Origin of the sequence: Kitasatospora sp. NPDC101155, assembly GCF_044768305.1 — a bacterium.
In the GTDB taxonomy this organism is placed as follows: Bacteria; Actinomycetota; Actinomycetes; order Streptomycetales; family Streptomycetaceae; genus Kitasatospora.
In genome coordinates this window covers 19,544-40,670 of the sequence record NZ_JBIWPN010000058.1, presented here as the reverse complement: position 1 = coordinate 40,670, position 21,127 = coordinate 19,544, and the positions used below count along the sequence as shown (strand labels likewise).

The 21,127-nt window shown below is 71.5% G+C and carries 24 protein-coding genes and 2 pseudogenes; 11 read left to right on the top strand and 15 right to left on the bottom strand.

Going from position 1 to position 21,127, the window contains the following annotated elements; translation table 11 throughout:
- The 6 genes from ACIRYZ_RS40825 to ACIRYZ_RS40800 form a co-directional block, all read left to right on the top strand.
- The coding region (locus ACIRYZ_RS40825) for an alpha/beta fold hydrolase (protein ID WP_402953713.1) at positions 1 to 1,679 on the top strand (1,679 nt) is incomplete at its 5' end.
- 144 nt (positions 1,680 to 1,823) lie between these two features.
- On the top strand, positions 1,824 to 3,002 hold the full coding sequence (locus ACIRYZ_RS40820; RefSeq protein ID WP_402953712.1) for a cytochrome P450: 1,179 nt from the start codon (positions 1,824 to 1,826) through the stop codon (positions 3,000 to 3,002).
- A 142-nt stretch (positions 3,003 to 3,144) separates the two neighbouring features.
- Positions 3,145 to 4,032, top strand: coding sequence for a 3-hydroxyacyl-CoA dehydrogenase family protein (locus ACIRYZ_RS40815; protein WP_402953715.1), 888 nt, complete (start codon positions 3,145 to 3,147; stop codon positions 4,030 to 4,032).
- Positions 4,029 to 4,331, top strand: coding sequence for an acyl carrier protein (locus ACIRYZ_RS40810; protein ID WP_402953711.1), 303 nt, complete (start codon positions 4,029 to 4,031; stop codon positions 4,329 to 4,331). The genes ACIRYZ_RS40815 and ACIRYZ_RS40810 overlap by 4 nt, the downstream gene beginning before the upstream one ends.
- Complete coding sequence (locus ACIRYZ_RS40805) at positions 4,324 to 5,439, top strand: acyl-CoA dehydrogenase family protein (protein WP_402953710.1); 1,116 nt, start codon at positions 4,324 to 4,326, stop codon at positions 5,437 to 5,439. Before ACIRYZ_RS40810 ends, ACIRYZ_RS40805 begins: the two co-directional genes overlap by 8 nt.
- Before the next feature lie 42 nt (positions 5,440 to 5,481).
- Positions 5,482 to 6,564: an HAD-IIIC family phosphatase gene (locus ACIRYZ_RS40800; protein ID WP_402953709.1), complete on the top strand. Its 1,083-nt coding sequence runs from the start codon at positions 5,482 to 5,484 to the stop codon at positions 6,562 to 6,564.
- A gap of 118 nt (positions 6,565 to 6,682) precedes the next feature.
- On the opposite strand, the gene ACIRYZ_RS40795 is transcribed toward ACIRYZ_RS40800, so the two are convergent.
- The 6 genes from ACIRYZ_RS40795 to ACIRYZ_RS40770 all read right to left on the bottom strand — a co-directional run bounded on the left by ACIRYZ_RS40795 (position 6,683) and on the right by ACIRYZ_RS40770 (position 9,654).
- The gene (locus ACIRYZ_RS40795) at positions 6,683 to 7,351 is read right to left on the bottom strand and encodes an O-methyltransferase (protein ID WP_402953708.1); all 669 of its coding nucleotides are present in this window, start codon (positions 7,349 to 7,351) and stop codon (positions 6,683 to 6,685) included.
- Between the two features lie 11 nt (positions 7,352 to 7,362).
- Positions 7,363 to 7,548, bottom strand: coding sequence for a hypothetical protein (locus tag ACIRYZ_RS40790; RefSeq protein WP_402953707.1), 186 nt, complete (start codon positions 7,546 to 7,548; stop codon positions 7,363 to 7,365).
- A gap of 208 nt (positions 7,549 to 7,756) precedes the next feature.
- Positions 7,757 to 8,035, bottom strand: a complete 279-nt coding sequence (locus tag ACIRYZ_RS40785) for a dsRBD fold-containing protein (protein ID WP_402953706.1) — start codon at positions 8,033 to 8,035, stop codon at positions 7,757 to 7,759.
- 64 nt (positions 8,036 to 8,099) lie between these two features.
- Positions 8,100 to 8,528: an Hsp20/alpha crystallin family protein gene (locus ACIRYZ_RS40780; protein ID WP_402953705.1), complete on the bottom strand. Its 429-nt coding sequence runs from the start codon at positions 8,526 to 8,528 to the stop codon at positions 8,100 to 8,102.
- Between the two features lie 38 nt (positions 8,529 to 8,566).
- Complete coding sequence (locus ACIRYZ_RS40775) at positions 8,567 to 8,995, bottom strand: cyclic nucleotide-binding/CBS domain-containing protein (protein ID WP_402953704.1); 429 nt, start codon at positions 8,993 to 8,995, stop codon at positions 8,567 to 8,569.
- On the bottom strand, positions 8,992 to 9,654 hold the full coding sequence (locus ACIRYZ_RS40770) for an OsmC family protein (protein ID WP_402953703.1): 663 nt from the start codon (positions 9,652 to 9,654) through the stop codon (positions 8,992 to 8,994). Before ACIRYZ_RS40770 ends, ACIRYZ_RS40775 begins: the two co-directional genes overlap by 4 nt.
- A 256-nt stretch (positions 9,655 to 9,910) precedes the next feature.
- Between ACIRYZ_RS40770 and ACIRYZ_RS40765 the strand changes: the two genes are divergently transcribed.
- The 3 genes from ACIRYZ_RS40765 (at position 9,911) to ACIRYZ_RS40755 (ending at position 12,660) form a co-directional block, all read left to right on the top strand.
- Positions 9,911 to 10,114, top strand: a complete 204-nt coding sequence (locus tag ACIRYZ_RS40765) for a hypothetical protein (protein WP_402953702.1) — start codon at positions 9,911 to 9,913, stop codon at positions 10,112 to 10,114.
- Between the two features lie 134 nt (positions 10,115 to 10,248).
- Positions 10,249 to 11,235, top strand: coding sequence for an Acg family FMN-binding oxidoreductase (locus ACIRYZ_RS40760; protein WP_402953701.1), 987 nt, complete (start codon positions 10,249 to 10,251; stop codon positions 11,233 to 11,235).
- A gap of 984 nt (positions 11,236 to 12,219) precedes the next feature.
- Complete coding sequence (locus ACIRYZ_RS40755; RefSeq protein WP_402953700.1) at positions 12,220 to 12,660, top strand: hypothetical protein; 441 nt, start codon at positions 12,220 to 12,222, stop codon at positions 12,658 to 12,660.
- Positions 12,661 to 12,731: 71 nt separating this feature from the next.
- Here ACIRYZ_RS40755 and ACIRYZ_RS40750 read toward each other — a convergent pair whose 3' ends face one another.
- From ACIRYZ_RS40750 to ACIRYZ_RS40715, 8 genes and pseudogenes are all read right to left on the bottom strand, one after another.
- Entirely contained in the window at positions 12,732 to 13,433 is a 702-nt protein-coding gene (locus tag ACIRYZ_RS40750) for a helix-turn-helix domain-containing protein (protein WP_402953699.1), read from the bottom strand.
- A 14-nt stretch (positions 13,434 to 13,447) separates the two neighbouring features.
- The gene (locus ACIRYZ_RS40745; RefSeq protein ID WP_402953698.1) at positions 13,448 to 14,311 is read right to left on the bottom strand and encodes a universal stress protein; all 864 of its coding nucleotides are present in this window, start codon (positions 14,309 to 14,311) and stop codon (positions 13,448 to 13,450) included.
- A 686-nt stretch (positions 14,312 to 14,997) separates the two neighbouring features.
- Entirely contained in the window at positions 14,998 to 15,234 is a 237-nt protein-coding gene (locus ACIRYZ_RS40740) for a hypothetical protein (protein ID WP_402953697.1), read from the bottom strand.
- Between the two features lie 33 nt (positions 15,235 to 15,267).
- Positions 15,268 to 15,399 carry a sigma 54 modulation/S30EA ribosomal C-terminal domain-containing protein gene (locus ACIRYZ_RS40735; protein ID WP_402953696.1) on the bottom strand — a complete coding sequence of 44 codons (132 nt, stop codon included), beginning with the start codon at positions 15,397 to 15,399 and terminating at the stop codon, positions 15,268 to 15,270.
- Entirely contained in the window at positions 15,396 to 15,563 is a 168-nt protein-coding gene (locus ACIRYZ_RS40730) for a hypothetical protein (RefSeq protein WP_402953695.1), read from the bottom strand. Before ACIRYZ_RS40730 ends, ACIRYZ_RS40735 begins: the two co-directional genes overlap by 4 nt.
- Positions 15,564 to 15,614: 51 nt before the next feature.
- Positions 15,615 to 15,776 (bottom strand): hypothetical protein, encoded by a 162-nt coding sequence (locus ACIRYZ_RS40725; protein ID WP_402953694.1) that lies wholly within the window; start codon positions 15,774 to 15,776, stop codon positions 15,615 to 15,617.
- A gap of 417 nt (positions 15,777 to 16,193) precedes the next feature.
- The gene (locus ACIRYZ_RS40720) at positions 16,194 to 16,349 is read right to left on the bottom strand and encodes a hypothetical protein (protein ID WP_402953693.1); all 156 of its coding nucleotides are present in this window, start codon (positions 16,347 to 16,349) and stop codon (positions 16,194 to 16,196) included.
- A gap of 62 nt (positions 16,350 to 16,411) precedes the next feature.
- Positions 16,412 to 17,080 (bottom strand): annotated as a pseudogene (locus ACIRYZ_RS40715) (SulP family inorganic anion transporter); the annotation flags it as partial.
- A 218-nt stretch (positions 17,081 to 17,298) separates the two neighbouring features.
- Between ACIRYZ_RS40715 and hypF the strand changes: the two are divergent.
- On the top strand, positions 17,299 to 19,584 hold the full coding sequence (hypF, locus tag ACIRYZ_RS40710; RefSeq protein ID WP_402953692.1) for a carbamoyltransferase HypF: 2,286 nt from the start codon (positions 17,299 to 17,301) through the stop codon (positions 19,582 to 19,584).
- A 4-nt stretch (positions 19,585 to 19,588) separates the two neighbouring features.
- Positions 19,589 to 19,711 (top strand): annotated as a pseudogene (locus ACIRYZ_RS40705) (HypC/HybG/HupF family hydrogenase formation chaperone); the annotation flags it as partial.
- Between the two features lie 103 nt (positions 19,712 to 19,814).
- Here the strand turns inward: ACIRYZ_RS40705 and ACIRYZ_RS40700 are convergent.
- The gene (locus ACIRYZ_RS40700) at positions 19,815 to 21,083 is read right to left on the bottom strand and encodes an APC family permease (RefSeq protein WP_402953691.1); all 1,269 of its coding nucleotides are present in this window, start codon (positions 21,081 to 21,083) and stop codon (positions 19,815 to 19,817) included.
- Positions 21,084 to 21,127 lie beyond the last annotated feature (44 nt).

The window sequence follows — 21,127 nt, the reverse complement described above, 5'->3', positions numbered from 1 at the left end:
AGCTCGATGCGGCGTGGCACCTGCACGAGCTGACCCGGGACCTGGACCTGTCCGCCTTCGTGCTGTTCTCCTCCGCCGCCGGCACCTTCGGCGCGGCGGGCCAGGGCAACTACGCGACGGCGAACACCTTCCTGGACGCGCTGGCCCAGCACCGCAAGGCCCTCGGCCTGCCGGCGGTCTCCCTCGCCTGGGGCCTGTGGGCGGACGCCTCCGGCATGACCGGCGCGCTCGCGGACGGGAAGATCGAGCGGGTCAACCGCAACGGCGTCGAAGGGCTGACGTCGGTCGAGGCGCTCGAACTCCTCGACACCGCTCAGACGATGGACGACGCCGTGCTGTACCCGGTGCGGCTCAACCTGCCCGCCAGTGCGAAGGTGGACGCAAGTGCCGTCCCGGCCCTGCTGCGCGGACTGGTACGGGCCACCGGGCGCAAGCTCGCGCAGGGCGGCGCAGCGCCCGCCGACGGCGCTGCGCTGCGCCGCCGGCTGCACGGGCTGACCGATGCCCAGCAGGACGCCGTGCTCGTCGAACTGGTCCGGGAGCACGCCGCCGCGGTGCTCGGCCACGGCTCCGCCGAAACCTTGCCGGAGGAGGCGGGCTTCCCCGAGCTGGGACTCGACTCGCTGACCGCGGTCGAGTTGCGCAACCGACTGAACGCCGCGACCGGGCTGCGGCTCCAGGCCACGGTGATCTTCGACTACCCCGCGCCCGCGGCTCTCGCCGCGCACTTGCGGGCCGAGTTGGCCGAGGCCGCCGCGAGCGGGGTCGGCGAACGGGACCGTGACGGGCAGGGGGGCGGCGCGCACGCCCAGGCCGGGGATCCCTCGGAGTCCCAGACCATCGAGTCCCTCTTCCGGAACGCGTGTCTCGACGGGAAGTACCTGGAGGGCGTGGAGTTCCTGATGAGCGCCTCGCGGCTGCGTCCCGCCTTCGAGCAGTTGGCGGACATGGAGAAGGTCCCCAACCCCGTCCGGCTCGCCCGCGGCCCCAAGGGCCCCAGGCTGATCTGCTTCACGGCCCCCGTCGCGGTTTCCGGCGCGCAGCAATATGCGCGGTTTGCGGCTAATTACCGGGATATCCAGGATGTGTATGTCGTGCCGACTCCCGGCTTCGGCCGCGGGGAGCGGGTTCCCGCTTTTGCGGAAGCGACGATCAGGGTTCAGGCGGAAATTGTGAAGGAATGTGCCGAAGGGGAACCTTTCGTCCTGCTCGGGCATTCGTCCGGGGGCTGGCTGGCGCATGCCGCGGCGACGCACCTGGAGAGCACGGGCATTCGCCCGGAGGGCATCGTCCTGCTGGACACCTATGCGCCCGGAAGCAAGATCGTCGACAGGTTCCATTCGACGTTCATGGACGGTATGCTGCAAAGGGAGCAGGCGGTCGGACGGATCGACGAAGTTCGGTTGACTGCGATGGGGGCGTATTTTCGGGTCTTCTCCGAGTGGACACCGCGTGAAACCGCGATCCCCACCCTGTTCCTCAGGGCCTCGGAGTCACTTTCCGCGGCGCGTGAAGAAGCAGTGCACGAGGAATTCGCAGGTCCGGCAGCGGACTGGCAGCCCTCGTGGGAGCTCGACCATATTGCCGTCGATGTCGCGGGAAATCACTGGTCGATGATGGAGGAACACGCCTCGTCGGCCGCGGAAGCTGTTCGCGATTGGCTTTCCGGACTGGCCTGACCAGTCCTCTCCGAAATGCATACGGGGGGAGTCCTCTGTGATTCCCCCCGGTGGGGTCACCGCATCAGGCGGTAAAGCAAATGAAATACCCATGGGAAGGTTGCAATGGCAGATCAGGAACTGAATCGGGATGAGATCTCTCCGATGCCGCCGTCTGTCCAGAACGGCTCGGCCGAGCTGCTTGACTGGCTGAAGCGGATGCGGGAGGACCAGCCGGTCTTCCGCGACCCGATCGGGATCTACCACGTCTTCCGCCACGAGGACATCCAGCAGGTCACGCTGAACCCGGAGACCTTCTCCTCCAACTCGGCCACGGTCATGCCGGGCGTTCCGGCCGAGCTGACCAGTGGCATGCTCTCGGTGACCGACCCGCCGGCGCACGCCAGCCTGCGCAAGATCGCCGGCCAGGCCTTCACGCCGAAGCGGATCAAGGACCTGGAGCCGCGGGTCGTCGAGATCTCCGAGCAGCTCCTGGCGGACGTGCCGGCCGGTGAGTTCGACTTCGTCGACCACTTCGCCCACCCGCAGCCGGCCCTGGTCATCGCCGAGCTGCTCGGCATCCCGCGCGAGGACGTGGCGAAGTTCCGTGACTGGGACGAGAAGCTGCTCGCCACCCAGGTTCCGGACCGCAACAACGAGGCCGAGATGGCCGCGGCGGCCGAGGTCGCCATGGGCGGTGGCGCCTTCGCCGAGCTCAAGGCCTACGTGCTGGAGCTGTGCGCGAAGCGCCGTGCCCAGGCCGAGGACGACTTCATCAGCGCGCTGGTGCACGCCGAGGTCGACGGCGAGCGGCTGGCCGACAACGAGGTGGCCAACCTCTGCATCCAGCTCCTGCTCGCCGGGCACGTCAGCACCACCGCGGTGCTCGGCCACCTGATCCTGATGCTGGACAAGCACCCGGAGGTCGCGGCCGAGCTGCGGGCCGACCGCGAGCTGATCCCGGCCGCGATCGAGGAACTGCTGCGCCACCAGCCCCCGGCCCCGAAGTTCGCCCGTTTCACCACGGTCGACACCGAGGTCGCCGGCACCGCCATCCCGGCCAAGAGCGTCGTCATGGTGTGGGTGATGTCCGCCAACCACGACGAGCGGGTCTTCACCGAGCCGGAGCGCTTCGACATCCACCGCAACCCGAACAAGCACATGGCGTTCGGCCACGGCATCCACTTCTGCTTCGGTTCTGCGCTGGCCCGCATCGAGATCCGGGTCGCCCTGGAGCTGCTGTTCGACAAGTTCGCCGACGTCCGTATCCCCCCGGGCGCGGAGATCGAGTACTACGAGTCCGAGATGTTCGCCGCCAAGCGCATCCCGCTCGTCGCGAACTGACCGGACATCAGGGTTGAACGTGGCGTACGCCTGAGAAGGCGTGCGTCTTGAATAGCGCACCACTCAAAGGGTGCGCAACGTCTGCCGGGCCCTTCCCCCGGGGCCCGGCAGACGGGAGGAGCGTCAAGTGGAGGAGTTAAACATGACCACCGTGGTGGATACGGCGGGCGAAAGTGGGGCGGTGCACCGACTCGCGGTTCTGGGGGCCGGCGTCATGGGCGTGGGAATCACCACGCTGGCCCTGGCTCGTGGGGTTTCGGTCGTCCTCGTGGATGTGGACGAGGCGAAACTCGATGACGCCCGGGTGAGGATTTCCCAGGAGTTGCGGATGGCCCAGCTCATGGGCGTCCTGCCGGCCGGGGGAGCGAGCGGGGAACTGGTCACCGCGACGTCCGTCGGCGCGGTCGCCGGGGCGACCGCCGTGATCGAGGCGATCACCGAGGCGAAGGACCTCAAGGCGAAGGTGCTGGCCGAGGTCTCGGCGGTGGTGCGGCCGGGGACCCCGCTGATCTCCAACACCTCGTCGATTCCGATCGACGAGCTGGCCGATGCCGTGCCGCGGCCGGCCGAGCTGATCGGCACGCACTTCATGAACCCGCCGTACCTGATCCGCACCGTGGAGGTCATCCGCGGTGCGCGCACCGGGGAGGACACCCTGGCGGGGGTCCAGTCGCTGCTGGGCGTGCTCGGCCGCACGGGCGTGGTGGTGCGCGACGCCCCGGGTTTCGTGACCAGCCGGGTGCTGCACCCGATGATCAACGACGCGGCCAAGGTCGTGCAGGATGGCACCGCGACGGCCGAGGCCGTGGACGCCCTGATGCAGGACTGCCTGGGCCACGCCACCGGTCCGCTGCGCACCGCGGACCTGATCGGGCTGGACAACCTCGTGGACTCCCTGTGGGTACTGCACGAGCGCACCGGGGACGAGGGCTGCCGCCCCTGTGACCTGCTGCTGGAATTGGTTCGAGCGGGCGACCACGGTCGCAAGTCGGGCCGTGGCTTCTACGAATATGAGGGGGTACGGCCGTGACCGTATCGAACGACCAGTCGACCGACACCGTGGCCGAGGGCACCGGTTCCATCGAGGCGAACCTGCTGGGCTACCTGGAGACCCGGACCAAGAAGTCCTGGGACCCGGAGCTCGACCTCTTCGCCGCCGGCGGCCTGTCCTCGCTCTTCGCGATGGAGCTCGTCGTCCACCTGGAGAAGACCTTCGGCATCACCATCGGAGGCGCGGACCTGCGGCTGGACAACTTCCGTACGGTCAAGCTGATGGGCGAGCTGGTGCGCCGCCTCCAGGGGTCGGCCGCGGGAGTCGCCGGTGAGTGACTCGCTCGCCGAGATGTCCGCCACGGTCACCGAACTGGTCGGTGACCGTGCGGACGCCTGGGACCGGTCCGGGCTGCTGCCGCTGGACCTGCTCCGCCAGCTCGGCGCCATGGGCCACCTCTGCGCCGAGGTGCCGACCAAGCACGGCGGCCTGGGGCTGACCAGCGCCATGAGTGGCGAGTTCACCGCCCACGTCGGAAGCCTGTGCAGCTCGCTGCGCAGCGTGATGACCTCCCAGGGTATGGCGGCGTGGACGATCCAGCGCTTCGGCACCGCGCAGCAGCAGGCGGACTACCTGGGCAGGTTGACGAGTGGCCGGCTGGCCGCGGTCGCCTTCAGTGAGCCCGGCGCCGGCAGCGACCTGTCGGCGATGACCACCACGATCCGGCTGGAGGGCGACGAGGTCGTCCTGAACGGGCAGAAGGTCTGGATCACCGCCGCTCACTACGCCGACCTCATCGTGGTCTTCGGGCTGCACGAGGACGGCGCCGCCGCCGTGGTGGTGCCCTCCACGGCCCCCGGTGTCACGGTGGAGCGGGTCGCGGACCCGCTCGGCTGCCGCGCCGCGGGCCACTCGCAGGTGACCCTCACGGATGTCCGGCTGCCCGCGGAGAGCGTGCTCGGCGGTGCGGGCGTCGGCCTGCCGCTGCCGCTGCTGGTGACCTCGGCGCTGGCGTACGGCCGGATGTCGGTGGCCTGGGGGTGCGTCGGCATCCTGCGGGCCTGCCTGTCGGCCACCGCCGGCCATGCCAGGACCAGGGAGCAGTTCGGCCAGCCGCTGGGCCGGCACCAGCTCGTCGCACGCCAGTTGGCGGAGCTGCTGGCCTCCGAGCAGATCGCGACCCGGATGTGTGCGCACGCCAGCCACTGCTGGGACGAGGGCCTGCCGGACATGGTGATCGCGACAGTGCTGGCCAAGCACGTCAGCAGCGGGCACGCGGCGCGCGGGGCCGCCTCGGCGGTCCAGCTGATGGCCTCGGCCGGCGCGCAGGACGGGCACGTGGTGGCGCGGGCGTACCGGGACGCCAAGTTGATGGAGATCATCGAGGGCAGCAACGAGATGTGCCAGCTGCTGCTGGCGGATTACGCGCTGACCGTCACGCCGTGAGGCGGCGGCAGCGATACTGATACGGGGGAGTACACGGTTCCTGTGAGTGACAACAACGGCGTCGGTACGCCGGTGACGGTGAAGTGCCTGGTGTGGGACCTGGACAACACACTGTGGCAGGGCACCCTCCTGGAGGACGGCGAGGTCTCGCTGCCGGACTCGGTGCGCGAGGTGATCGTCGAGCTCGACGCCCGCGGCATCCTCCAGTCGGTGGCGAGCAAGAACGACCACGAGCCGGCCTGGAGCAGGCTGGAGAAGCTGGGCATCGCCGAGTACTTCGTCCTGCCGCAGATCGGCTGGGGCCGGAAGTCGGACTCGGTGGCGCAGATCGCGGAGCAGCTCAAGTTCGCCCATCGGACCATCGCGTTCATCGACGACCAGCCGGCCGAGCGCGCGGAGGTCGCCTTCCACCATTCGGAGGTGCGCTGCTACGCCGCCGAGCAGGTGGACGAGCTGCTGAAGCTGCCGGAGTTCGACCCCGGCACCCGGACGGTCGACTCGGCCCGGCGTCGCGAGATGTACCAGGCGGGCTTCCGGCGCGAGGCCGAGCGCAGCGAGTTCAACGGCCCGGACGAGGAGTTCCTGCGCACGCTGGAGCTGGTGCTGGGCATCGGGCGGGCGAGCGCGGACGACCTGGCGCGGGTCGAAGAACTGACCCTGCGCACCAGTCAGATGAACGCCACCGGCGTCCACTACTCGGACGAGACGCTGCGCGGCCTGCTGGCCGACCCGCGGCACGAGGTGCTGGTGACCACGATGACCGACCGCTTCGGCCCGCACGGCGCGGTGGGGGTGATGCTGCTGGAGAAGCACCCCTCGGTGTGGCACCTCAAGCTGCTCGCCACCTCCTGCCGAGTGGTGTCCTTCGGGGCCGGTGCGACCATCCTCAACTGGCTGGCCGACCAGGCCGCCCGGGCCGGTGTCCACCTCGCGGCGGACTTCCGCCGCACGGATCGCAACCGGATGATGGAGATCGCCTACCGCTTCGCCGGGTTCGACGACCAGGCGTGCGACTGCCGCGGGGAGATCTCCCCCTCGGGGGAGGAGATCCAGCTGCTGCACCTGGAGCCGGCCAGGCAGCCGGTGTCCCCGGTGATCCGGGTCGAGGCACCCGAACTGGCGTGACCCGCCGAGTGCCCGCCTGTTCGTAGCGAGGGGGGGTACCGCCGGAAGCCGCTCGACGCGGCTCCCGGCGGTACCCCCCTTCGGTGTCAGGAGAGCCGTGTGCGGGGCGGGTTCCTGCTCAGACGCGCTTCTTGTGGGCCAGCGTGATGCCGTCCGCCATCACCAGGAGGCTGATCTCCACCCGGTCGTCATCGCGCAGCAGCGTGTTGAGGGCACGCACCCCCTGGGTGTCCGGGTCCTGCGCGTCGGGGTCGGCGACGCGGCCGAAGAAGAGGGTGTTGTCCACGATGATCAGACCGCCCGGCCGGAGCAGTGCGAGCGAAGTCTCGTAGTATTCCGGGTAATTCGCCTTATCGGCGTCGATGAAGACCAGATCGAAGCTCTCCGGGCCCCTTTCCGTGAGGAGGTTGCGCAGAGTCTCGACGGCCGCGCCGATCCGCACCTCGATGCGGTCCGCCACGCCGGCGCGCTTCCAGTAATCGGCGCCGATGGCGGGCCATTTGTCGCTGATGTCGAGGGTGACGAGGGAGCCGTCGGCCGGCAGGGCGCGTGCCATGCACAGCGTGCTGTAACCGGTGAAGGTGCCGATCTCCAGCACCGCCCTGGAGTTCGTCAAACCGACCAGCAGGCCCAGCAGCTGGCCCTCTTCGGCCATCACCTGCATGGCCTCGCCGGCGGGCAGTGCCGCGGTTTCCCGGCGGAGTTCCGCGAGAACCTCGTCATCGCGAACCGAAATTTTCCGGACATAACTGAGCAGATCTGACGTGGCATTGATATGAGTGGCCATGGAGGGAAAGTCTAGATCGAATGGCCGGTGAGCGCACCGGCCGATTTCTGTCGCACCATCAGGCGCGGTTGAGCCGCCCAGATCTGCTCCTCGCCGGTCTCGGCCGGGGCGACGGCCTCGGCGGGGCGGCGCCGGTACTCGGTGAAGCAGAGCCGGGCGGGGACGGCGGTGCCGGCGTGGTTGGCCGGGTCGTGCACGATCTCGACGATGGCCGCTGGCGGCGGTACGGCAGGCTCCGCCGTGGCGCGCGGCCGGGAGGGCGCGGCGGCGGCAGGTCTGATCCGCAGCAGTGATCAGTCTCATGTCTGGCCTTGTGCGGTCGGCTTTAGCCGGACCAATGCTGACGTCGCTGACGGTGTGTCATCTCTGAGGTTCGAGTGGGCGGGGTCAGCGAGTGCGGCGTGCTCAGCTTCCGGCGGACTGGTCGTTCGCTGCGGAGTCCGAGCGGCCGGCGCGGAGGAGTTGATGGCCGAGGGCGATCAGGGCGCGGGCGGCGGCGAACTCGTCGCCGATCTCGGGGACGGGTGGGTCCTCGGGGTTGCGGTGGGCGGTGGTGCGCGTCTCCAGGGTGTTGTCGCCGGTGTTGAGGACAGCGTGGACCTTGGTGGTGTCGCCCTCCTCGAAGAGGTCGAGACGCAGGGTCCACTGCTTGGTGCGCATCGGTGTCGTGATTTTCGTGTTCATCTTCGGGCCTCCTGGGCGCGCTGGGCCCGGGGTACTATGCCCCGGGCCCGGTTTGGGGCGGGGATCAACCGCCGCGGGTGATCTCGACCTTGCGGGCGGGCTTCTTGGTCTCGCCGATCGGCGCGCGGACGGTCAGGACACCCTGGTCGTACGCGGCGGTGACGTCCTCCTCGCGAACGCCGGCGGGCAGCCGGACGTTGCGGGTGAACGAGCCGTAGCGGAACTCGGAGCGCTGCTTCTCCTGCTTCTCCTCGGTGCGCTCCGCCTGGACCGTCAGGACGCCGTCGTCGACGCTGATCGTGATGTCCTTGTCGGGGTCGACGCCGGGAAGTTCGGCCTTGAGCTGGTAGACGCCGCCGGACTCGGACTCCTCGATACGGATCATGTGCTCGCCGGTCGGCATGCGGAGGTCTACGGGGAATTCCTCGAAGAGGTCCGGCAACGACGGCCACCGGTAGGCGAAGGGGAATCTTCTGAGCAGGTCACTGGCCATGATGGCCTCCCGTGGGACAGGTTGTGATGGGGTGCTGGTCAGGGCGCGTTCTCGCGCAGCGCGCTGCGCGAGACGGGAATGAGCAGGTCGAACAGCCGCTGGACGACGTCGCGCAGCAGGTCGTCGACGGTGAGCATGCCAACCGGGCGGCCGTCGTCGAGCACCGGCAGGCGGCGGACGCCGGCGCTGCGGAAGGTGCGGTACGCGGTGTCGAGGTCGTCGTCGGCGGCGATGGTGGTGACCGGTGCGGTCATGAGGTCCGCGACCGGCTGCCCGGCGTCGAGCCCGTGGGCGAGCCCGCGGAGGGTCAGGTCACGGTCGGTGAGGATGCCGTGCAACCGGCCGTCCAGGTCCGTGACGAGGACGCAGCCGACCATCTCCTGCTCCATCCGCAGGGCGGCCTGGAAGGCCGTCGTGGTGGGGTCGACGGTGACCGGCGGTGAGGTCATCAGGTCCTCGGCCTTCATGACGGGTCCGTCCTTCGGGTGCCGTTTAGCGAGACCGTGATGTCGGGCGGGTCATCGAGCGTGTTCTTCACCGTGCAGTGGCGGACGACCGTGAGCAGGCCGGCCTCCCGTTCGGGCGGCAGGCCGGGGGCGGTGACCTCGATGGAGACCGAGGCGATCCGGGCCGGTCGGTCCTGGGCCATGGTGTAGTCGGCGGTGACGTGGAGGCCGTCGCGGCTGAGGCCGTGCCGGTCGAGATAGCCGCCGGCGTCATGGGCGGTGCAGGCGGCCAGGGCGGAGGCGCACAGCTCGACCGGGGTCGGCGCGGTGTCCGCGCCACCCGCGTCGAGGGGCTGGTCGACGGCCAGGGCGTGCGAGCGGACGCCGATCGCGTACAGGTCTCCCGCCACCGGGTCGACCTCGATCCGCCCGGGTCGTAGAGCCTGCGGGCGCTCAAGGCTCGCGGCCTGGCGCAGCAGCATCCCGGCCAGCTGCCGGGCCTCGGCCGCGGTGAGCGAGAGCCAGACCTGGTCGGCTTCGTACGGCTCGCGGGCCGCGTCGAGCACGATGCGGCCGGTGTCCGGCAGGACTGCCGGGGCGTAGCGGGACACCGCGAGGGTTCGCCCGGAGGCGGTGCGCATCAGCTGTTGGGTGGTGGTGCGGGAGTCGTCGGTCAGCACGGCCGTGCCTCCGGTGTTCAGGGCTCGGCCCCGTGGTCGGGGCCTCCACCCCCAGCAGACCGCCGTTGGACGCGGGGCGGCAGGGCCGTTCGGCCCGCCGATGGACCCCACCGGCCCCGCAGATCGAGGCCGCCTGGCGGGCCGGATGCACCAACGGACAAGGGCGGGGGAGCCCCGCGCACAGGGGCCCTGTGCCTCTCGGCGACGCCACGCCGGATACGTCACTGTGAAGGCATCCCGACGAGGGGGAGGGAAGGTGAGTTCGGTGATCGTCTCGGAGACCGCGGAGTTCCACGTCGGTGACCGCGTCTGCGTCTACCGCGAGTCGTTCTACGGCACGATCGAGACCGCCGTGGTCGTGGATGTTCCGGTGGACCACAGCCTCCGGCTGGAATTCAGCGACGGCCACTGCAACCACCTCCGCAACGGCCACATCGAGCTGCTGGCCCCGGCCGTCTGATGACGGAGCTCATCGCTCGGGGCCGGTGCCCGGTCGGCCTCCGGGACAGGGCCGTTGGGCCCTCGCCCGGAGCGCTGGTTCGACCGATGCTCGAATCACCGGCGCTCCCCGCCGGGAGCAGGGAGTGAACGATCATGAGCACTGGAACCGCTCTCACCACTGCCGACCTGCACCTGCTGGCCGAAGCCGGAGGCCTGGCACCCTCGCTGCACAACAGCCAGCCCTGGCGCTTCCGCCCGACGCCCGACCTGCGCGGCCTGGAGGTCCACGCCGACCTGAACCGGGCGGTCCCGGCCGCCGACCCCGACGGCAGGGCGCTGCACATCTCCATCGGCGCCGCGCTGTTCAACCTGCGCGTCGCCGCCGCCCACCTCGGCCGAGAGGCCGCCGTCCGACTGCTGCCCTCCGGTGAGGACGCGCAGCCGCGGGCCGTGCTCGACCTCTCCGCGTCCGCCCGCACGGCGCGGCTCTTCGGGGCGGACCTCTACCCGGCCATCGCCCAACGCCACTCCAGCCGGCAGCCGTTCACCAACCGGGACGTCCCCGAGACCCTCGTGGCCGAGCTCATGAACGCTTCCCGGGACGAGGGCGTCACCCTCACCATGCTGGAGGAACACGACCTACGTCGCGTGCTCGCCCTCACCTCCGAAGCCGAGATCCGCACCGCCGCCGACGTCACCCGCGAGACCGAGACCCGCAACTGGCTACGGCTGGAACCCTCCTGCGACGGAATATCCCTCGCCGCCCTCGGCTCGCACGACCACGACGCCCGCGTTCCCATGCGCAGCTTCACCGGCCACCCGCCGCGCCACACCACCCCGGCTGCACGCTTCGAGGCCATGCCCCAACTTGCCACCCTCACCACCCGCTTCGACAGCCAGGCCGACTGGCTGCGCACCGGACAGGCCATGGAACGGGTCTGGCTGCTCGCCACCGCCCACGGTCTGCGCGCCTCCGTCCTCCACCAGGCCGTCGAGATCCCCGACACCCGCTGGCGCCTGCGCGACCCTGCCGAAGGGCCCGGCCACGTCCAGCTGGTCCTGCGCCTCGGCTACGGCCCTCCCGGAACGGCCAGCCCGCGCCGCGCGGTGGCGGAGACCCTCGATCCGCCGGCGGAGTAGTAGAGGCATTCTTCGTGGGCTCATCAAGCTGTTCCCCACCGCAACGACGTTGCCGGTACGGGCAGTGGAACCGGCGTCGCCGGACATGCGGGCCCTCGTCGGCCGGAGCACCGGTATGACCTGATCCCGCGGGGCTCCGAGTTGTTGAACGGTGATCCCTACCACGCGGCCGCAAAACCGCGGCTCCGCCACCGGTAGGAGTCACCGGAGACTCCGAGAAGTGGTCAGCGGTCAGCTCGTCGCCAGTCGCCAGTCGCCGTTCGATGACCGGGGCACGGTATGCGCGGCGCGGGAACGGTAGACGAGACAGGGACGGAACAGGTAGCTGATGGGGGCGGTGAAGGCGTGCATGAGGGAGATTTGAGAGGGTGTGAGTGGTTCGCCCGTTTGTGTCGAAGTCAGGTTCTTGCCATGAGGGTCGACGTTCGGCGAGGATGCGGTCTGCGGTAGGTATGGGCGAGCGCAGGCCCTGCCCGAGCGACCTGTCGACCACTGGCGCGGCAGCGCACCGGTGCCGAGGAGACCGACACCCTCATGGTCAGCCCCTCCCCGACGACGGCCTGGATGCCCTCCACGCCCGGGTGCTCCAGCGCGTCCGCGCCGGAGGCGCCGCCGAAGCGCCCGACTGAGCCGACCCTAGGCCGCGACCGGGGCAGGCCCGCGTTCGCCGGGACGGGGCGGTGCCGAGCCAGTGAGGACCATCGTTGACACGCCATCAAGGGGAGCCAACGATGGTCCTCATGCGTTTTCTTCGGCGACTGCGTGCGGATCTGTTGGCGGGGGAGAACCTGGAGATCTACACGACGGCACTGCTGTCCCTGGTTCTGGCTGTCCTTGGGGTCATCGGCACGGTCGGGGGCGAGGTGCTGGCCGCCGCTACGCTGGCGACGCTCGCCCTGCTGGCAGGCGGCATGCTCGGCATGCCGCAGGCAGGTGGCGCAACTGGCCGCCGAGGTGCGCGCCCGCAGCAGGGGCGAGCTCTCCGTGGAGGACTTCCTCGGCAAGGGCAAAGCAGACCTCCTGGAGCATGTGCGTGCCGCACAGGACATCCGGATCGTCGGGGTGACGCTGTCACGCACGCTGCGCGACCTGGTCGACGAACTCCAACGCAGGGCCGTCGCCGGCGCCGTGGTCAAGGTGGCGCTAATCGACCCGGCCGGTTCGGCCCCCGAGGAGGCGGCGCGCCGCAGCACCATCCCCGACCGGGCCGGGATGGGAGCACGGCCGACCGGCGGACGCGTCGGACGGCTTCGCCGCAGCCGCGGGGGTGTGACAGGTCTGTGGATCTTTGCCGGATTTCAGCTTGAGTTGGCCCCCGGTGTGCTCGGTGTCGGCGTGGTCAGGGTGAACAGGCCGGGCTCGGGCTCGGTGAGGATGCCGCGGACCACCAGGCGCTTCGGCTTCGCGCGGGTGCCCTCGGTGTGAACGCCGTCTCCAGGCCGGCGAAGCCTCCGCCGACCACGAGGACGTGCGCTTTCGAGGCCATCGCGGGCCTCCTAGTCGGGTTCGATGATCGGGGGGCCTTCGGGCCGGATGATCCGGCCGCTGATTCCGGTGGGGCGGATGCGCATCCAGGTGTCCCGGGGGCCGCCTGCCCAGGGGCGGGGGTCGGCGTGTTGCCGGGACCAGCGAACGGCCTCTTCGTCGGAGACGAGTGAGACGGTGCCGTTCACGAGCACGCTCCAGCCGGTGGCGAACACCTCGTCCAACTGGTCGACCTCGAAGGCGATCTCGCTGCCCGCCGCCTTGGCGAGGGTGCCGTCCGCTTCGGTGCGGAAGAGGATGGTGGCGTCCAGCACACGGTAGTTGACGGGCAGCGCCACCAGGCCGCGCGGTGCCATCAGCACCACCCGCCCGACGCCGCGGCGGTCGAGCTTGCGCCAGCAGGCCGCCGGGTCCAACGACTCCAGCAGCACCCGGGCGTTGGCGCGGGCCCGGCCTGGCGGCACCTCACGACCGCCGCCGAGCAGGCTGGCGACCGTGGTGTCGAGGGCGTCGGCGAGCCGGGTGAGGGTGGTGACGCCGACCGGGACGGGGTGTGTCTCCAGGTACTCCAGGAAACCCGGGTCCAGGCTGCCCCGCTCCGCCACCAGCTCGCGGGTGAGGCCCAGTTGGGCGCGGCGGTGGGCGACTCGGCGCCCGAGGTCGCCGGGGTCGGCCGGGAGGGGGTGTGCCTGGCCTTCGTTCGTGGTCTTCATCGCAGCCTCCGGGTTCAGGTCGAGGCACCGCTCGGGACGATCACCAGGGGCACCGTGCAACGGTGCACCAGGGCGCGGCCGGTGGAGCCGAAGAGCAGGCCGCGGAAACCACCGAGACCCCGGCTACCGATCACCAGGCAACGGGCACGTGTCGCGACGGCGGCGAGCATCGGGGCGGGGGAGCCGGTGAGTACCTCGCGCCGTGTCCGGATGTCCGGGTACTTCTCCTGCCAGCCGGCCAGCGCCTCGGAGAGGTCCATCAGGGACTCCTCGATCAGGTCGGGTTGGCCGGCCTCGGTCGGGCGTCGGACCTCTATGGCCAGCACCTCGGTGCCGCCGATCGAGGCTTCCTCGAAGGCGAAGCCGATCGCGGCGCGGGAGGACTCCGAGCTGTCCACCCCGACCACGACCGCTCCGGGGCCGGGTACGCCGTCAGGGGGCTCGGGGACGAGGGTGATCGGGCAGCTCAGGTGGCCGACCAGGGACGCGCCCTTGGAACCGATCGGCAGCGCGGAGTGTGCCTCGGTCAGCCGGCGGATGCCGAGCACGAGCTGCGAGGCCTCGTCGGCCGCCTCACGCAGCACCCGGACCGGCCGGCCCTCGACTAGCCGGGATGTGATCTTCAGGTCGGGGTGCCGTTCGGCGGCCAGCAGCCGGGCAGTGTCCAGCAGCGCGTCGCCGGCGGCCCGGAGGCCGATCGACCAGCGGTGGCCCGCCTCTCCCTCCGGCTGGCCGGTCGGCCAGTCCTGCGCGTGCAGCGGCTGCAGCGGCAGGCCGCGCCAGGCGGCCTCGTCCGCCGCCCAGCGCACGGCCCAGCGGCTCGCCTCGGAGCGGTCGACGCCCACGATCACGGGGCGGCGGGTTTCGAAGCCGTTCATCGCAGACTCCTTCAGGGCCCCGGCCGGCGCCGTCACCGGCTCTGTGTGGAGCCTTGACCACCCTCATCGTCAGCCGTTTCCGTGCAGGTGGGGGAGGGCCGGTCGGGCCCGGGCTACAGGCCGGTGGGCCCTCGGACCGGCTCTCGGACGCCGCCGCCGGTTCGCCGGTCGACGTTGCGGAAGGTCCACCCGAGCGGCGTCGCGACAGGACGGCGGGATGGACAGGACGGCGGGTGGCTTCAGCGGCGGTTGCCGAGGGCGATGAGTGGGATGACGAAGCCGGCGAACAGGTGGGGCGGAGGATGTGGGCCGAGGCGCGGATCAGCGTGGCCTTGGGGCAGGAGCAGCGTGGACTCCGGCCGGAGCGGCGCGGGTAGTTGACCACCACCGTCCCGCGGCTGACGTCGACGACCGCTTGGGAGTCCGAAGGATTGGGCGGGCCGGCGGCACCCTCCGTTACCTGGTTCGGGCCATGCCACGGAGGGTGCCCACCTTGCAGGTTCCACTTGGAGAGGGACGAGACCGTGCCGCGGCTCGCAGCTCGCAGCCGATGCGCGGGCCGTGGCGGGGTCCGTTGCGCGGTTCCTGGGCGTCGGCTTTGCTGATGCGGACGGAGGAATGCTCCAAGCCCGCTGGTGCCGAGAGACGCCTCGTGACGGGCCCTTCTCCTCGGCGCAGAGGGACTCCTACAACCCTTGGGAGAGCAGGAGTTCGTGGGCGAGGCGGGCGGCGCGGGTGGGACGTTCGGGATCGGGCTCCTGGTTGGGGATCTCCTCCAGACCCTGGATGAGGGCGCGGATGGCCTGGCCGAGGGCCTGGACCTGCGCTTCCAGCAGCTCGACGCGTTCGACGGCGCTTTCGACGTCCCGGCCGGTCGGGTGGAGTGCCACCTCCGGCGGGTTGGCGGTTGTGTCGGGTGTCATCGTGGGCTCCTCTTGGTGGGGGTGGCGGCTTGGCTATTCGGCGGGTGCGATCAGGCCGTCGTAGCGGTGGTAGAGGACGTTGCCCCGGCCGGTGAATTCGTCGGTGTAGAACACGAACGGCTGCCCGAGGGCGTCCAAGCGCCGTTTCGCGGCGCCGGAGTTCATCCGGGGTGGGTGAGCCGGATACGGACGAACAGGACGGGCTCGCGGTCCTCGTCGAGCAGGGTGAGCACCTTGGCGCGGGCGAGGTCCGCCATGCCGGGCGGAAGATCGCCCTGGGCTTCGAGCCCGACTTCGGGCATCTGGGCGGCCACCGGGTGGATTGTCATCGGAGTTCCTCCGTCCGCGGTCGTGGCCGAACGGGCGTCAGGTGTAGCGCGTCAGTCCGCCGCGAGGTCGTGGCACAGGCCCTGCCAGCGTCCCTCCGCGTCCAGGCCCATCCCCGGGCGAGGATCGAGATCGAAGTAGACCGACAGGACGGGGCCGGGTACGGCGACCAGCGCTCGCAGGGCACGGGTGTCGGTCTCTGTTCCGGTAGTCATCCGAGCCCTCCTCGGGACGGAAGCGGTACAGGGGAGGATGGGAGGGGCCAAAGCGGGAGAGGCTCGCCCTTTGCGTTGCCCGACGAGTCGGAGCGGTGCATAGGGCTGTTTCCGTTTTGCAGGACGGGCCCACGGAGGGCCGGAGCCGGCAGCGGATCGGCCTTCGTCATGGCCCGGTCGGTGATCGTCGGGCTCGACCTTCGGCGGCCCGTGCGGCCTTCACGACCCATGGCGGATTCTGCTTTCGTTCCCACAACCCCACCGTGCGCGGCCCACCCGGTCCTGTCCATGGTCCGGTCGTCTCCTCCGGACGGGGCCACCCGGCCCTGACGGGTGCGATGGGGAGACCGGAAAGCGACCAGGAGGCGGGACGCGGGCGGTGCGATGAGGCGCGACGGCCGCAGGGTATCGACCATGTCACGCGGTGTCCGCGCCGCCCCCGTGGGCCGCGTGCCAGGCCTGGCACGCCTCCACGGCAGTGGGCAGGGTGGGGAAGATCCGCTCCGGGCCGATGGACTCGGTCAGGCCGTAGGCGTCCAGGTCGTCGAGCAGGTCCTGTTTGACGCGTGCCATGCCGAACACCACACCGCGCCCGGTCAGCGCGCGGCGCAGGGCCTCCACCGCGTCCAGGGCGGTGTGCCGACGACGACGGCCAGCAGGGGGCCCGGCAGCCGGGGGGAGAGGTGCGCGACGGTGAACAGGAAGAGCAGGACGGCGGAGCTGAGGAGGACGGTGGCGGTGTTCGCCTCGGACAGCTGCTCGGCGAAGGACCGTAATCGCGGGAAGAAGCGTGTGCCCTTGGCCGGGACACCGGTGAGCCCGGTCAGCTGGTCCGCCATCATGAGCAGAGCGACGCCGGCCAGGTAGCCGACCAGGACGGGGCGGGAGAGCGTGTCGGCGACGAAGCCGAGCCGGACCGCCCACGCCACCAGGCACAGCGCCCCGACCGTGACCGCCAGCGTCCCGGCGAGGACGGCGTAGCGCCCGGCGTCCTCGCCGGCGAGCGGACCGACCACGGTGGCGGTCATCAGCGCGGTCGTCGACCCGGGCCCGACCGACAGCAGCCGGGACCAACCGAGAAGGGCGTACACCGCGATCGTCGGCAGGATCGCCCACAGACCCGCGACCGGCGGCAGGCCGGCGACGGTGGCGTATGCCATGACCTGCGGCACCAGGTAGGCAGCGACGGTCAGACCGGCTGGCAGGTCCCCGCGCAGCCACTCCCGCCGGTAGCGCCTGAGCACCGCCAGTCCGGGCAGCGCGGGCACGAAGCGGTGCCGGTCCGGGCCGGGGGCCTGTCCGATCCGAGTGCCGCGCGGGGCTGCCACCAGGGCGGGTCGGCCCACCACCAGCCGAGCGTGGCGTTCAGGACCAGGCCGAGCAGGACCGCCGCAGCGAGCAGGCCGTCGACGAGGGCTGGTCGGCCACCGGTTTCGGGCCGTCCGGCCCCATGCGCGACCGCCGGGACCGGCGGACAGTGGGAGTGCGGAACCGCCCGCCGCCGGACGGTGGAGGCTCGGTGATGACGACAGAACTGCGGATGATCGAGGTCTACGGCACCGTCCAGGGTGTCGGCTTCCGCCCCTTCGTGCACCGGCTCGCCACCTCCCTCGGGCTCACCGGCTGGGTGCGCAACGAGGACGGCCACGTGGTGTCGCTGGTCTCCGGCCCGTCGTCGGTGCTGAGCGAGTACGCCGTCCGGCTCGACCGGGAAGCGCCGCCGCTCGCCGTGGTGACCGCCGTCCGCAGCCACCCGGCCCCGCCGGGGGAGGAGCCCGGAGCGGACTTCACCGTCCTGGCCAGCACCTGCGCCGCATCTGGCCTGCCCCGCGACATCCCGCCGGACGCCGCCACCTGCCCCGACTGCCTGCGCGAACTCTTCGACCCGGCCGACCGGCGCTACCGCTACCCGTTCACCAACTGCACCGCCTGCGGCCCGCGCGCCACCATCATCGACGACCTGCCTTACGACCGGCAGCGCACCGCGATGCGGACCTTCCCGCTCTGCCGGCCCTGTGCCGCCGAGTACGCCGACCCCACCGACCGGCGCTTCCACGCCGAGCCGGTCGCCTGCCCGGCCTGCGGGCCGACCCTCGCCTACGGCGCACGGCGGGGCGAGCAGGCCCTGGCCGCTGCCGAGGCCGCCCTGTGCGGCGGCGCGATCATCGCGCTGAAGGGGCTCGGCGGCTACCAGCTGGTTTGCGACGCCGCCGACGAGCAGGCCGTCCAACGGCTCAGGGCGGGCAAGCAGCGCCCGGCGAAACCGTTCGCCGTGATGGCCCCTGACCTGGCCGCCGTCGACCGCCTGGCCCGTCCGACTCCGGCCGAGGAGGACCTGCTCACCACCACCGCCCGCCCGATCGTCCTGCTCGCCGCCCGCACGGGCAATGGGCTCGCCCCCGCCGTCCACCCCGGCACCGACCGGGTCGGGCTGTTCCTCCCGTACACCCCGCTCCACCACCTGCTGCTGCACGACCTCGGAAGCCCGCTCGTCGTCACCAGCGGCAACCGCTCCGACGAGCCCATCGCCATCGACGACGCCGAGGCCCTGCGCACCCTCGGGCCGATCGCCGACGGCTTCCTCACCCACAACCGCCCGATCCGCGCCCGCTACGACGACTCCGTCACCCACGCCCCGCTCGGCACCCCCGCCGTCCTGCGCCGCGCCCGCGGTTACGCCCCCGCGCCGCTGCCGCTTCCGCACACCACCCCCGAACCGGTGCTCGCCGTCGGCGCGCAGCTCAAGAGCACCTTCACGCTGGCCATCGGCGACCGAGCCGTGCCCGGCCCGCACGTCGGGGACCTTCAGGACGCCGACACCCTGGGCGCCTCCGTGAGCGCCCTGCACCGGCTCACCCGCCTCCAGGCCGTCGAACCCGCCTGGGTGGCCCACGACCTGCACCCGGACTACCGCTCCACCGCGTACGCCGCCGCCCACTGGCCGCCCGAACGCCGCATCGCTGTCCAACACCACCACGCCCACGTCGCCTCCTGCGCCGCAGAACACGGCCTCACCGGCCCGTTCGTCGGCGTCGCCTACGACGGCCTCGGCCTCGGCGACGACGGCACCCTGTGGGGCGGCGAGATCCTGCTCGCCGACCTCACCGGCTACCGCCGCGTCGGCCGCTTCGCCCGCGCTCCGCTGCCCGGCGGTGAGGCCGCCATCCGCCGGCCGGTCCGAATGGCGCTCGGCTACCTGTGCGGGCTGGAACGGCTCAGCGAACCACCCGAGGACACCTTCAGCCACCGGCTGGACCCCCGCGAGGTCCGCACCGTGCGCCGCATGATCGAACGCGGCTTCAACTCGCCGCCCGCCTCCAGCGCCGGACGGCTCTTCGACGCCGTCTCCGCCCTGCTCGGCCTGTGCGACGACGCCACCTACGAGGGGGAGGCCGCCGTCGCCCTCGAACAGGCCGCCGGAGCGCTGGCCGCCGCCGCCCTGCCCTGGCGGCTCGACCGGGTCGACGGCCTGGCGGTGTACGACCCGGCGCCCACCCTCACCGCCGTGTTGCGCCGCACCGACGCCGGGGAACCCCCGGGCCCGATCGCCGCCGCCTTCCACCGGACCTTCGCCGAGGTCACGGGCGCGCTGGTCGCCGAGGTTGTCCGGAACTCCGGCGCGGACACCGTCTGCCTTTCGGGCGGCTGCTTCCAGAACTGCCGCCTGCTCACCGAGGTCCACGCCGAACTCACCGGCCAGGGCCTGCGGGTGCTCACTAACAGCGCCGTCCCCGCCAACGACGGCGGCATCAGCTACGGCCAGGCCGCCGTCGCCGCCGCCCGTCTCGCCGTCGCCGAGGAGGGCTGAGAACATGTGCCTGGGCATCCCCGGCCGCATCACCGAGACTCACGAGAGCGCGGGCCTGCTGATGGGCACCGCCGACTTCGGCGGCATCCGCCGCGAGGTCTGCCTCGCCTGCACCCCCGAGGCCGGAGTCGCCCGGTGGGCTTCCCTACCAGGGCCGTTCGACCCAGCCGACCGGGTCGGCCGAGCAGGGGCGATACGGAACCGGCCCGGCTGCACCGCTCGTCGAACGGTCAGGTGCGGGCGAGTAGTACCTTGCGCGCGCCGTAGGCGGCGGCGCCGAGTGCGATCACCACGGCGCCCCACAGCACCGAGGCGCCGGGGAGGGCGAAGGCCAGCACCGCGCACCCCGTCAGGCCGAGTACCAGAACCACGCGCGGCGGGCGGCCCTCGCCGGGGGTGAGGGTCCAGGCGGAGGCGTTGGCGACGGCGTAGTAGGCGAGCACGCCGAAGGAGGAGAAGCCGATCGCGCCGCGTACGTCGGCGGTGGCCGCGAGGACGGCAACCACCGCGCCGACGGCGAGTTCGGCGCGGTGCGGCACCTGGAAGCGTGGGTGGACGGCGGCGAGTGGGTGGGGCAGGTTCCGGTCGCGGGCCATCGCGAGCGTGGTGCGTGAGACCCCGAGGATCAGTGCGAGCAGCGAACCCAGGGCGGCCACCGCCGCGCCGGCGCGCACCACCGGGGCGAGGCCGGGCACCCCGGCGGCCCGGACGGCGTCGGCCAGCGGCGCCGCGGTGTGAGCCAGCCGCTCGGGGCCGAGGACGGCCAGGACGGCGAGCGCGACGACGGCGTACACGATCAGGGTGATGCCGAGTGCGAGTGGGATCGCGCGGGGGATCGTGCGCTGCGGCTCGCGGACCTCTTCGCCGAGAGTGGCGATGCGCGCGTACCCGGCGAACGCGAAGAACAGCAGGCCCGCGGCCTGCAGCACTCCGTGGAACCCGGCGTCCGCGCCGACCGTCCAGTGACCGCTGTCGGCGTCACCGCTGGTCAGGCAGGCGGTGACGACCGTGGCGAGCACCGCCAGGACGACGGCGACGATCGCCCGGGTCAGCCAGGCCGCCTTCTGCACCCCGACGTAGTTGACGGCGGTCAGTGCCACGACCGCCGCGACCGCCACCGCGTGCGCTTGCCCGGGCCACACGTACGAGCCGACGGTGAGCGCCATCGCCGCGCAGGAGGCGGTCTTGCCGACGACGAAGCCCCATCCGGCCAGGTATCCCCAGAACTCGCCGAGCCGTTCCCGGCCGTAGACGTAGGTGCCGCCGGACTGCGGGTAGCGGGCGGCCAGCCGCGCCGAGGAGGTCGCGTTGCAGTACGCCACCACGCCGGCCAGCGCCAGCCCGATCAGCAGCCCGGACCCGGCCGCCGCGGCCGCCGGCGCGAGCGCGGCGAAGATGCCGGCGCCGATCATCGACCCCAGCCCGATCACCACGGCATCGAACACGCCCAGGTGTCGTCGCAGTTCCTCGGTGCCGGCGGACGGTGGCGACGTGCTCATGACCTGTACCTCTCACCAGTGGGGTTCGACGACGGTGCACGTTA

What these genes read in the sequence shown, in the direction of transcription:
- ACIRYZ_RS40820 (WP_402953712.1), top strand. Translation starts at nt 1,824, where the DNA reads ATGCCGCCGTCTGTCCAGAACGGCTCGGCCGAGCTGCTTGACTGGCTG.
- ACIRYZ_RS40815 (WP_402953715.1), top strand. Translation starts at nt 3,145, where the DNA reads ATGACCACCGTGGTGGATACGGCGGGCGAAAGTGGGGCGGTGCACCGA.
- ACIRYZ_RS40795 (WP_402953708.1), bottom strand. Translation starts at nt 7,351, where the DNA reads ATGGCCACTCATATCAATGCCACGTCAGATCTGCTCAGTTATGTCCGG.
- ACIRYZ_RS40785 (WP_402953706.1), bottom strand. Translation starts at nt 8,035, where the DNA reads ATGAACACGAAAATCACGACACCGATGCGCACCAAGCAGTGGACCCTG.
- ACIRYZ_RS40780 (WP_402953705.1), bottom strand. Translation starts at nt 8,528, where the DNA reads ATGGCCAGTGACCTGCTCAGAAGATTCCCCTTCGCCTACCGGTGGCCG.
- ACIRYZ_RS40775 (WP_402953704.1), bottom strand. Translation starts at nt 8,995, where the DNA reads ATGAAGGCCGAGGACCTGATGACCTCACCGCCGGTCACCGTCGACCCC.
- ACIRYZ_RS40760 (WP_402953701.1), top strand. Translation starts at nt 10,249, where the DNA reads ATGAGCACTGGAACCGCTCTCACCACTGCCGACCTGCACCTGCTGGCC.
- ACIRYZ_RS40750 (WP_402953699.1), bottom strand. Translation starts at nt 13,433, where the DNA reads ATGAAGACCACGAACGAAGGCCAGGCACACCCCCTCCCGGCCGACCCC.
- ACIRYZ_RS40745 (WP_402953698.1), bottom strand. Translation starts at nt 14,311, where the DNA reads ATGAACGGCTTCGAAACCCGCCGCCCCGTGATCGTGGGCGTCGACCGC.
- ACIRYZ_RS40740 (WP_402953697.1), bottom strand. Translation starts at nt 15,234, where the DNA reads ATGACACCCGACACAACCGCCAACCCGCCGGAGGTGGCACTCCACCCG.
- ACIRYZ_RS40735 (WP_402953696.1), bottom strand. Translation starts at nt 15,399, where the DNA reads ATGAACTCCGGCGCCGCGAAACGGCGCTTGGACGCCCTCGGGCAGCCG.
- ACIRYZ_RS40730 (WP_402953695.1), bottom strand. Translation starts at nt 15,563, where the DNA reads ATGACAATCCACCCGGTGGCCGCCCAGATGCCCGAAGTCGGGCTCGAA.
- ACIRYZ_RS40725 (WP_402953694.1), bottom strand. Translation starts at nt 15,776, where the DNA reads ATGACTACCGGAACAGAGACCGACACCCGTGCCCTGCGAGCGCTGGTC.
- ACIRYZ_RS40720 (WP_402953693.1), bottom strand. Translation starts at nt 16,349, where the DNA reads ATGGCACGCGTCAAACAGGACCTGCTCGACGACCTGGACGCCTACGGC.
- hypF (WP_402953692.1), top strand. Translation starts at nt 17,299, where the DNA reads ATGACGACAGAACTGCGGATGATCGAGGTCTACGGCACCGTCCAGGGT.
- ACIRYZ_RS40700 (WP_402953691.1), bottom strand. Translation starts at nt 21,083, where the DNA reads ATGAGCACGTCGCCACCGTCCGCCGGCACCGAGGAACTGCGACGACAC.